7 protein-coding genes and 1 pseudogene are annotated in these 9971 nt (G+C 68.7%); 6 read left to right on the top strand and 2 right to left on the bottom strand.

The features are described 5' to 3' along the window. From AOK08_RS10300 to AOK08_RS10275, 6 genes are all read left to right on the top strand, one after another. On the top strand, window positions 1–667 hold a 667-nt coding region (locus AOK08_RS10300; RefSeq protein ID WP_055525184.1), incomplete at its 5' end, for an SDR family NAD(P)-dependent oxidoreductase. A gap of 268 nt (window positions 668–935) precedes the next feature. Then, window positions 936–2882 (top strand): copper resistance CopC/CopD family protein, encoded by a 1947-nt coding sequence (locus AOK08_RS10295; RefSeq protein WP_055525183.1) that lies wholly within the window; start codon window positions 936–938, stop codon window positions 2880–2882. Window positions 2883–3902: 1020 nt separating this feature from the next. Further along, a complete protein-coding gene (locus AOK08_RS10290) occupies window positions 3903–5213 on the top strand; it encodes an ABC transporter substrate-binding protein (RefSeq protein ID WP_055525182.1) in 1311 nt (436 codons plus the stop codon). Continuing rightward, window positions 5210–6202, top strand: a complete 993-nt coding sequence (locus AOK08_RS10285; protein WP_055525181.1) for a carbohydrate ABC transporter permease — start codon at window positions 5210–5212, stop codon at window positions 6200–6202. Before AOK08_RS10290 ends, AOK08_RS10285 begins: the two co-directional genes overlap by 4 nt. Beyond that, window positions 6199–7098, top strand: coding sequence for a carbohydrate ABC transporter permease (locus AOK08_RS10280; protein WP_055525180.1), 900 nt, complete (start codon window positions 6199–6201; stop codon window positions 7096–7098). Before AOK08_RS10285 ends, AOK08_RS10280 begins: the two co-directional genes overlap by 4 nt. A 288-nt stretch (window positions 7099–7386) precedes the next feature. Beyond that, on the top strand, window positions 7387–8433 hold the full coding sequence (locus AOK08_RS10275; RefSeq protein ID WP_055525179.1) for a hypothetical protein: 1047 nt from the start codon (window positions 7387–7389) through the stop codon (window positions 8431–8433). 63 nt (window positions 8434–8496) lie between these two features. Here the strand turns inward: AOK08_RS10275 and AOK08_RS10270 are convergent, their stop codons facing one another. Beyond that, window positions 8497–9441, bottom strand: coding sequence for an RpnC/YadD family protein (locus AOK08_RS10270; protein ID WP_055525178.1), 945 nt, complete (start codon window positions 9439–9441; stop codon window positions 8497–8499). A gap of 277 nt (window positions 9442–9718) precedes the next feature. Continuing rightward, window positions 9719–9971: pseudogene (locus AOK08_RS47170) on the bottom strand (helix-turn-helix domain-containing protein); the annotation flags it as partial.

The following is a 9971-nucleotide window of genomic DNA, read 5'->3' as shown; positions in this document are numbered from 1 at the left end:
GTACGACGGCCCGCCCGCCCGACTCCCCGATCCGCGCGAAGTGGCCGCGCGGATCGGGGAGTCGGGCGGGCGGGCCGTCGTACTGCGGGCCGATCTCACCGACGAGGACGAGTGCCGGCGGGTGGTGCGGGAGGCCGCCGAGTGGGGTGGCGGACGGCTCGACGCGCTGGTCAACAGCGCGGGCGTACAGCCGGTCCAGGAGCTGGCCGGGATGACGGTCGCGGACTGGCGGGCCGTCGTCGACACGAACCTCCTCAGCGTCTTCGCCTGTACGCAGGCCGCGGCGGAGGTCATGCGGGAGCAGCCGGACGGGGGCAGCGTCACCCACATCGCGTCCATCGAGGCCGCGCAACCGGCGCCCGGCCACGCGCACTACAGCGCCTCCAAGGCGGCGGTCGTGATGCACGCCCGCTCGGCGGCTCTCGAATACGGGCGGTACGGGATCCGCGTCAACACCGTCTCGCCCGGCCTCATCGACCGTGAGGGCCTGGCCGACGACTGGCCGGAGGGGGTGCGGCGCTGGCAACAGGCGGCGCCCGTAGGGAGGTTGGGGCGACCCGAGGACATCGGCGACGCATGCGTGTTCCTCGCCTCGCCGCTGGCGTCCTGGGTCAGCGGCCACGACCTGGTGGTGGACGGAGGGGTGTCCGCCCGTCCCACGTGGTGAAGACCACGGCGAATCCGGTTCCCGGCGGGGTGAGCGGGGCGTCAGGATCGTCCGTACGTATACGAGAGCCGCAAGTCCCAATGTCCCAAAGTCCCGAAGACGGAGAAGGTACGTGGGCCGACTACGGAACGAAGGGCGCGACGATGACCGGCGAACCGACGCGGGAGGCGACGCGGGAGGCGGGCCTACGGCCGTCGGCGGGCGGAAGGGCGTGAGGAGCGGGGTTCGGGGTGCTCGGGGAGTTCAGCGGCTGGCGCTGCTGGGCAGCATGCTGGTCCTGTTCGTTCTCGTCGGCGGGGCGGGTACCGCGTCCGCGCACGCCGCTCTCCGTGACACCGACCCGCGCGACGGAACCGTCCTCAAATCGGCGCCCCGGCAGGTCACGCTGACCTTCACCGAGTCCGTCGCCCTGCTCGACGACTCCTTCCGGCTCTTCGACCCCGACAGCCGGCGTGTGAGCACCGGCGAGGCCGAGCATGCGGACGGGCGTTCCGACGCGGTGCGCGTCAGCCTGCCGAAGGGCCTCGGCAAGGGCACGTTCACCGTGGCCTGGCGGGTCGTGTCGGCGGACAGCCACCCCATTTCGGGCGCCTTCACCTTCTCCATCGGCGAACCCTCCGCGACCCCGGCCGCGATCGACACAGGCCCCACCGAGAACGCGGCCACCAGCGCCCTCTACGACATCGTCCGCTATCTGGCGTACGCGGCGCTGGCGTTGCTCGTCGGCACCGTCGTCTTCGTGCTCCTCTGCCGCCCGTCGAGCACGGACCCCCTGCGCAAGCTGGTCCTGACGGGCTGGTGGACCCTGCTGGCGTCCACCGTCGCCCTGCTCCTGCTGCGTGGCCCGTACGAGGCCGGCACCGGGCCCGCCGACGCCTTCGATCTGTCGGTCCTGGAACGCACCGTGACCAGCAGGCCGGGCCTGGCACTCCTGGCCAGGCTCGCCCTGCTGGCGGCGACGGCCGTACTCCTGACGGTGGTCGCACGTCGGCGTCGGCGTTCCGGAGCGGACACGGGCGACCGTGCGAAGCCGGTCCTGCTGGGCGCCGGGGCCGCGCTCGCCCTCGGGCTCACCCTGACGTGGGCCGCCGCCGAACACGCGTCGGCCGGTATCCAGGTGCCGGTGGCGATGGCGTCCTCCGTGCTGCATCTGCTCGCCATGTCCGCCTGGCTGGGCGGCCTCGCGGCCCTGCTCACCCTGCTCCAGGCGGAGGACCCGCTCCCGGCGTCCACCATCACCCGCTTCTCCCGGCTGGCCTTCACCTCGGTGGCAATCCTGACCGCGACCGGCGTCTACCAGTCCTGGCGCGGCCTCGGCTCCTGGGACGCGATCACCGGTACGTCGTACGGCCGGATCCTGATCGCCAAGCTGTGCGCGGTGGCGCTGCTGCTGGTGGCGGCCGGGTTCTCGCGGCGGTGGACCGGGCGGTTGCTGGTGCCGGTAGAGGTGTCGGTGTCGGTGCCGGTGCCGGTGTCGGAACCGGTGTCGGTGCCGGTTCAGGAGACGGCGGAGGCGAAGGTCGGGGATCGGGTGCCTGAGAAGGTCGGCGGTCCGTCGACGGGGTCCGGCGAGAGCGAAGGCGACAGCGGCACCTCGGGCGACGGCACGTCGGGCGACGGCACGTCGGGTGACGGCACCTCGGGTGACGACAGCGCGGGTGACGACAGCGCGGGTGACGACAGCGCTGATGACGACCGTACGGACGACATCCACGCCTCCCACAGGCGTCGGCTCCGCTGGTCCGTGTTGGCCGAAGTGGCTGTCGGGATCGCTGTGTTGGTCATCACGACCGTCCTGACGACCACCCTGCCGGGCCGGGCCGCCGCCGAGGCTGCCGAGGCAGCCAAGGACGCCCCCGTACCCGGGGTGATCAGCGCGTCCACGACCACGATCCCCTTCGACGTCGGTACGCCGGGCGGCCACGGCAAGGTGCAGGTCACCCTCGAACCCGGCCGGGTCGGCGAGAACAGCGTGCAGGCGGTGGTGTTCGGCCCCGACGACGGCTTCGCGATCGTCCCCGAACTGCGTATCTCCTTCTCCCTCCCGAGCAAGGACATCGGCCCGCTCAACGCCGAGGTCACCGACCAGGGCGGCTACTGGGGCACCAACAACCTCAACCTCCCGATCGCGGGCACCTGGACCATGAAGGTCACGATCCGGACGTCGGACGTGGACCAGGTGAGCGTGTCCCGGAAGGTACGGATCGCGGGCTGACCGGACGGTCCGGCCCGCCGCGGGACGGTCCTGACGGCAGTGGCTCCGGCCCGCTGTGGGACGGCCTGGTGGCAGTGGCTCCGGCCCGCCGCCTCGGAGCGTCGGAAGGGCGGTCGCCGTAGCTCGTACGGCGGCCTCCGGCCGGGGACATGGCCAGGGACGTGGCCAGGGACGTGGACGGGGATGTGGACGTGGACGGGGATGTGGACGGGGACAGGGCGGTTACCGGTTCCGGTCGTCCACGGTGGTGGTGTTGAGGCGCGTACGGGTTGCCCGTGTGCTGCGGCAGATCGTTCGGGTGTTCGGCGGCCCTTGACTCGGGCCGGGCCCCGCCGAGCGCGATCAGCGGGGTCCGGGGGAGCGGTACCGCGCCGGTGGTGTCGGCGTGCGGAGCCCTGTCCTCCCGGGGGCCCGGAGTCCGGGAGGACAGTGATCGCCGCTGTGCGGTGGCCGAGTGGCGCGCGGGCGGCCCGCACCTGATGCGGGGTCAGGGTCGTGGCGGGTGCCGGGCCGAGTGGCCGGATGGGAAGGCGGTGCAGGCCGGCGGGTGGGCGGCGGCCCGGCGGACCGCCTTTCCGGGGTGAGGATCCGGTGGCGGGCTCCTACGGCTCCCGGGGCTTCTGCTGCTGCTCCTGGGCCTCCGGCCGGCACGCCGACGGGCTCCGGCCGACGTACCGACCGGTCGTGGGCCGATCATCACCGATGTCGTGTCCGGACCGGTCCGCCCGTCCCGGATGAAAGATCACTGTTCGCGGTGGACGGGCCGCACGTCCGGCCGGGCGGCCGAGGGGGCGGATTTGCGCTGACTCTTTGCGATTGGTTTGTTGGCAAATACCTGCGTTCACATGTCCATCACATTTCAGGAACGCCAAGTACGACCTATTGACGCGCGACCTGACGCGGGGCTCTCATTGCCGCCACGGTGTTCGGGCAAGTTGATTTCTGGTCGTTTTAGATCGGCACGGATCCAGCGTAGTCATGACCTTGATCCCTTTTCGGGGTCTGTCCTGAGGAGTCGTCATGGACCACACACCCTCCCGCCTGTTCGTCCCCGGTCCGAGTCGTCGGACCCTGCTGCGCGGTGTCGGCGGCGCGGCGGCGCTCGGCGCGGGCCTTCCGTTGCTGAGCGCCTGCGGCAGCAGCGACACGGGTACCGACACGAAGACGGTCACCCTCGGCTCGAACTCCTCGGACGCCGTCCCGAAGAAAGCTTTCGCCGAGATCTACGCCGCGTTCACGAAGAAGAGCGGCATCAAGGTCGACGTGAACACCAAGGACCACAACACGTTTCAGGAGCAGATCAACTCCTATCTTCAGGGCACTCCGGACGACGTGTTCACCTGGTTCGCCGGTTACCGCATGCAGTTCTTCGCGGGCAAGGGCCTGGCCAGCCCGATCGACGACGTGTGGCAGAAGATCGGGGGCAACTTCCCCGAGGCGATGAAGCAGCTCAGCAAGGGCGCGGACGGCAAGTACTACTTCGTGCCGCTGTACACGTATCCCTGGGCGATCTTCTACCGGAAGAGCGTCTTCCAGGACCACGGCTACGAAGTGCCCACCACCTGGGCGCAGTTCCTCGCCCTCTGCAAGCGGATGCAGAAGGACGGACTGGTCCCGATCGCCTTTGGCGACAAGGACGCCTGGCCCGCGCTCGGCACCTTCGACCAGATCAACTTCCGTACCAACGGCTACGACTTCCACGTCGAGCTGATGGCCGGAAAGGCGTCCTGGACCGACGCCAAGGTCCGCGCCGCGTTCGACAACTGGGCCGAAATCCTCCCCTACAGCCAGGAAGGATCGACCGGTCGGACCTGGCAGGACGCGGCCCAGAGCCTCGTCTCGAAGAAGGCCGGAATGTATCTGCTGGGCAGCTTCGTGGGCCAGCAGTTCACGAACGCGACCGATCTTGCCGACCTCGACTTCTTCCCCTTCCCGGAGATCGACCCCTCCTTCGGCCAGGACACGGTCGAGGCGCCGACCGACGGGTTCATGATCAGCAAGTCCCCGAAGAACAAGGCCGGTTCGGTCAAGCTGATGGAGTTCCTCGGCACTCCTGAGGCCGAGGAGATCTACCTCAAGGCCGACCCGAACGTCGTCGCCGCCTCCACCACCGCCGACACCTCGTCGTACAGCCCGATCCAGAAGAAGGCGTACGCGATGATCAGCGGCGCCAAGAACCTCACCCAGTTCATGGACCGTGACAGCCGCCCGGACTTCACCTCCACGGTCATGCAGCCCGCGCTCCAGAAGTTCATCCGTGATCCCAAGGGCATCGACAGCCTGCTCTCGTCCATCGAGCGCCAGAAGAAGTCGATCTTCGCGTCCTCATGAGCGCCTTCGACTCGGTCCCCGTGGCCCCGGGGGCGGCCGACGCGCCGCTCCCGGCCGGTACCAGTACTCCTCTGCCGAGCCGCAAGCCGCCCTCGGGTCACCGTCGGCTGCTGACCCGCCGCGACCGGGTGGCGCTGGCGTTCATGGCGGGGCTGCCGACCTTCCTGCATGTCGCCCTTGTTTGGGTGACGGCCCTCGCCTCGATCGTGCTGGCCTTCACCACCTGGGACGGAATCGGCTTCGACTCCATCAAGTGGGTCGGGCTGCGGAACTTCCACGAACTCTTCGACAACAACCCGCAGTTCTGGCCGGCCGTCCAGCACAACGTCATCTGGTTCGTCGTACTCATCGCGATCCCGACCCCGCTGGGCCTGTTCCTTGCCGTGCAACTGGACAAGAACATCCGGTTCACCCGGGTCTACCAGACGGCCTTCTTCCTCCCGGTCGTGGTGTCGCTGGCGGTCACCGGATTCGTCTGGCAGCTCGTCTACAACCCGGACACGGGCCTGATCAACAGCCTCATCGGCGCCAACAAACCAGGCCACTACATCGACTGGATCGGCGACCCGGACCTCAACCTCTGGGCGATCCTCGTCGCCGCGTCCTGGCGGCACACCGGCTACATGATGATCCTCTACCTGGCCGGTCTGAAGGGCGTCGACCCGTCGCTGCGCGAGGCGTCCTCGCTCGACGGCGCCAACGAGTGGCAGACGTTCAAGAACGTCATCTTCCCCACCCTGCGGCCGACGAACACGATCGTCCTGGTCGTCACGATCATCGAGGCACTGCGCGCCTTCGACCTCGTGTACGTCTTCAACGGCGGCGCCCAGGGCACCGAACTCCTGTCGATCCTGGTCACGAACAACATCATCGGCGAGTCCAGCCGGATCGGTTACGGCTCCGCGATCGCCGTCGTCCTGCTGGTGATCTCCCTCGTCGTGATCATCCCGTACCTGGTCAGCACCTTTCGGAAGGAGCGGCGGGCATGAGCACGATTACGACGACGATGCCGGTGAACGTCGAACAGCGCGCCCCTGTCCGCCCCGCGCGCGTGCTGCTGCACGTGTTCCTCGTGGTCATGTCGCTGGCCTGGCTCGCGCCGCTGCTCTGGGCGGTCTACTCGGCGCTGCGCCCGTACGCCGAGACCAGCACCAAGGGCTACGTCTCCTGGCCCGACAAGCTGAGCTTCGCGAACTTCACGAACGCCTTCACGCAGTCGGACATGTCGCACTACTTCGTCAACACGCTGATCATCGCCGTTCCGGCGGTACTGCTGACGCTGTTCCTGTCGTCGATGGTCGCCTTCTACGTCAGCCGCTTCGACTTCCGGATCAGTCTGTCCCTGCTCCTCGTCTTCACGGCGGGCAACCTGCTCCCGCAGCAGGTCATCATCACCCCGCTGTACCGCCTCTATCTCCTCGTCGACCTGCCGGGGATCACGGCCTCCGGCAAGCTGTACGACTCCGCGCTCGGTCTGGTCCTCATCCACATCGCGTTCCAGTCGGGCTTCTGCGCGTTCGTGCTGGCCAACTACATGCGGATGCTCCCGCACGAGCTGACCGAGGCCGCGCTCGTCGACGGCGCGTCGGTGTGGCGGACGTACTGGCAGATCGTGCTTCCGCTGTGCAGGCCCGCGATGGCGGCCCTGGCCACCCTGCTCTCCATCTGGATCTACAACGACTTCTTCTGGGCCCTCGTCCTGATCTCCACCGGCGAGAACATGCCGATCACCTCGGCCCTCAACAACCTCTCCGGCCAGTACTTCACGGACCCCAACCTGGTGGCGGCGGGCGCGCTGCTGACCGCGATCCCGACGCTGATCGTGTACTTCGCGCTGCAACGGCAGTTCGTCAGCGGCCTGACATTGGGAGCCAGCAAGGGCTGACCCAATGCGCCAAGACCCAAGACCCAAGACCCAAGTTCCAAGTTCCAAGTTCCAAGCTCCAACAGGGCTGCGATGAGGCCCTCTTGATGGAATATCAGGTGGCTCGTACGCTGCTCTCCTGGAACGTTGCCCAGGGAGGCAGGGTTGGCCACGACACCTTCGGAACCACCTGCCGATCCGCCTTTCGACCCTCCTGTTCCCTCCGATCCGCCTGTTCCGTCCGGTGAGGAGGAGAGTCTCCGGGCGGTTGAGCGTTACCTCTCCGGGCGGGGCCGGGCCGTTCGCCTCATGGTTCCCGGGACGGCGCGGCTGACCGACCGGCCGCTGCTCGACTTCCGTATCGACCGCCGGTTCGAGGTACGGGGCCAGGAAGTGCGGCGGCGGGTGCCGGGAAGGAAGCTGAAGGAGATTTCCAAGCGGCCCGCCTATACCGACCTCGCCGCCCATCCCGTCCCCGTGCCCTCGGGTTTTGCATCCTCACCCCCGGTGAGACTGGTGCGCGAGGGCTCGATGGCCGAGGAGTCGTGCGAGGGCTGCGCCGGGGGTTCGCTGGACTGCGAGCAATGCGGCGGGAGCGGCACACAGAAGTGCCCGACGAGGGTGAAGTGCCGTGCGTGCGGTGGGGGTGTCGACGCGTGCTGGTCGTGCGGCGGCACCCGCGACAGGGACACCCGGAAGCCGCCGGCGAAGGCTCAGCGGCAGGTGCGCACCGACTGGTGCAGGCGGTGCGGGGCGCATGACGTGGCCTGCCCCAAGTGCCAGGGGCAGCAGACGATGCCCTGCGGCGTCTGCAAGGAGAAGGGCGTCCGCCCCTGCGACGCGTGCAAGGGCTCGAAACGCGTCCGGCACGATCCGTGCGGCGGCAAGGGGTACTTCACGGCGTACGTCGAAGCGGAGATCTCCCACCCGGTGGAGTCGGACCGGAAGCGGGTCGCGGCCCCGCCGCACCTCTGGTGGCCGACGTCCTGGCGGGCAGGCTGGCGCGTGAAGCACCTGGCCAACGTCTGGGACAAACTCCCACCCGACCTGCCGGAGTCCCTCCGCGCCGAGGTGGAACCCCAACTGGCCCTGGCGAGGCGGGAAGTCGCACGCCGGGCGACTCTCCGCTATCTGCCGGTCGCCCGTGTGACGGTCGACGCCGACCCGGAGTGGGTGTACTTCGCGTTCCCAGACAGGGTGGGGGCCGGGACCGACACCGAGACTGGTACCGACATCCTCAAGGTTGTCAGGCGGCCCGCGAAACAGGTGGTCCTGCGCGTCGCGGGCATCGCGTCGGGGGCGGTCGTGATCGCCGTACTGGCGATGGTGCTGGTGTTGAGGGTGATCGGCGCGTAGGGGGCAGGGCATCCGTTTTGGTGTGGTTACCCCCTCGCGATGACCTGCCAGGCGGCTTCGGCGCTACTCGGCTTCGAAGATCGCCGCAGCGGACGCGGCGGTGACGGCACGCCGAAGCCAGCGGCTCAGGGTCTCGGGGTCGCCGCAGCCGATGACGCGTTCACGGGCGTCCTCGGGGACATCGATGCCACGCTCGGCGAGAACGGTCAGGACGTCCTCGGCGGCGCGTTGCGCCTCACCTTGGGTCCGGCCTTCCGTCAGGCCTTGGGTCCGGCCTTGGGTCCGGCCTTCCGTCAGGCCTTGGTTCCGGGCTTCGTCGCGGACTTCTTCGAAGAGGGGCGACTTGTAGAAAGAAAGGTCCACGGCCACCAGTGTCCTCCATTGCGCTGCGGCGGGCAGCTTGCCCAGGCCCTGTGAGATGAATTCGATGATGGGGTTCCTGACGGCGTCCGTCTCGTCGTGGAGAACGGTCGTCATCGCTTTCAGTATGGCCCCGATGTCCGGGTTCTTGGCGTGGGTGATCGCGGACAGTGTGGCGAGTGGGAGGCTCTTGCGGACCTCGGCCGGTTTGGTGAACACGGGCATGTTGTGCGGGCCCACGACCAGCGGGCGCAGGGTGAGAAGGGGCCACTGGCGAGGGCCGAAGGAGACCGGGCGGGCCGCCCATTCGGCGGTCGCGCGGTCCTGGCAGACGATCAGCAGCATCGGCTGCAGCCGGTACTTCGCGAGCAGGAACGAGGCGTAGTACGCCCAGCTCGCGGGCTTGTCCGGGTCCTTCTCGCGCTGGGACTCGATAGCGAGGAGAAGCGGCTCGTCGTCCGGCGTCTCCAGCCGTAAAAGAGTGTCGACGCGTCGTTCGACCGGCTGGGTCTCGGTGAGGTCGGTGGGCAGGACGGTGGCCGAGGTGGGTGGAGTGAAGTCGATGCCCAGCATCTCGGCGACCCGGGAGAAGAGCTCCGGGTACTCCTGGAAGATGCGGTGCATCGCCTCGTGGGGCGCGCTGACCATGTGGGTCCTTGTGAGTGGGGCGGTATGGGTGGGCATTGCCTGTGGCACATGCCAGGGCAAGTCCCGCTGTGAGCGTAGGAGTTCAACACGGGCTGATAGCCGACAAGTTGGCGGTATTCACCCTGAGGAGTGAAGGTCTCCGGGAACCGGGTTCCCGTGCTGCTGGCGGCAGTCGCCGCATCTGCCCGGTTCCGGGCCGCGGTACGCGCGGTCGCAGCCGTCGCAGTTCCGGAGTGGGTGCCAGACCGGTGATGGCCCGGCCGGTGTGCGCAGCGNNCGGCCGGGCGGTGCAGCTCCTCGGGTGGCAGACGGGCGATGAGGGCCTGCGTTACGGCGGTGGGGGTGAGGTCGCGCTCCAGCCAGGCGGCGACGCCGGGCGCCAGGTATTCCGTATCCGTGGCGGAGAGCAGCAGGCGGGGTTCGTGGCGGCGGAGGCCGACGAGGAGGTCGGTGGCCTGCTGGATGAGGGATGCGTAGGGGTACGAGGGTTTTGGTACGGCGGGCAGGGCCTTGGGCGGGGGCTTCTGGGC

It is taken from the genome of Streptomyces graminilatus, assembly GCF_001418565.1.
In the GTDB taxonomy this organism is placed as follows: domain Bacteria; phylum Actinomycetota; class Actinomycetes; order Streptomycetales; family Streptomycetaceae; genus Streptomyces; species Streptomyces graminilatus.
The sequence above is the reverse complement of the archived record's forward strand: the minus strand, read 5'-3'. Positions and strand labels throughout refer to the sequence as shown.

Excerpts from the sequence above, each read along its gene's own strand:
- AOK08_RS10295 (WP_055525183.1), top strand. The coding sequence starts at position 936 with ATGCTGGTCCTGTTCGTTCTCGTCGGCGGGGCGGGTACCGCGTCCGCG.
- AOK08_RS10290 (WP_055525182.1), top strand. The coding sequence starts at position 3,903 with ATGGACCACACACCCTCCCGCCTGTTCGTCCCCGGTCCGAGTCGTCGG.
- AOK08_RS10285 (WP_055525181.1), top strand. The coding sequence starts at position 5,210 with ATGAGCGCCTTCGACTCGGTCCCCGTGGCCCCGGGGGCGGCCGACGCG.
- AOK08_RS10280 (WP_055525180.1), top strand. The coding sequence starts at position 6,199 with ATGAGCACGATTACGACGACGATGCCGGTGAACGTCGAACAGCGCGCC.
- AOK08_RS10275 (WP_055525179.1), top strand. The coding sequence starts at position 7,387 with ATGGTTCCCGGGACGGCGCGGCTGACCGACCGGCCGCTGCTCGACTTC.
- AOK08_RS10270 (WP_055525178.1), bottom strand. The coding sequence starts at position 9,441 with ATGGTCAGCGCGCCCCACGAGGCGATGCACCGCATCTTCCAGGAGTAC.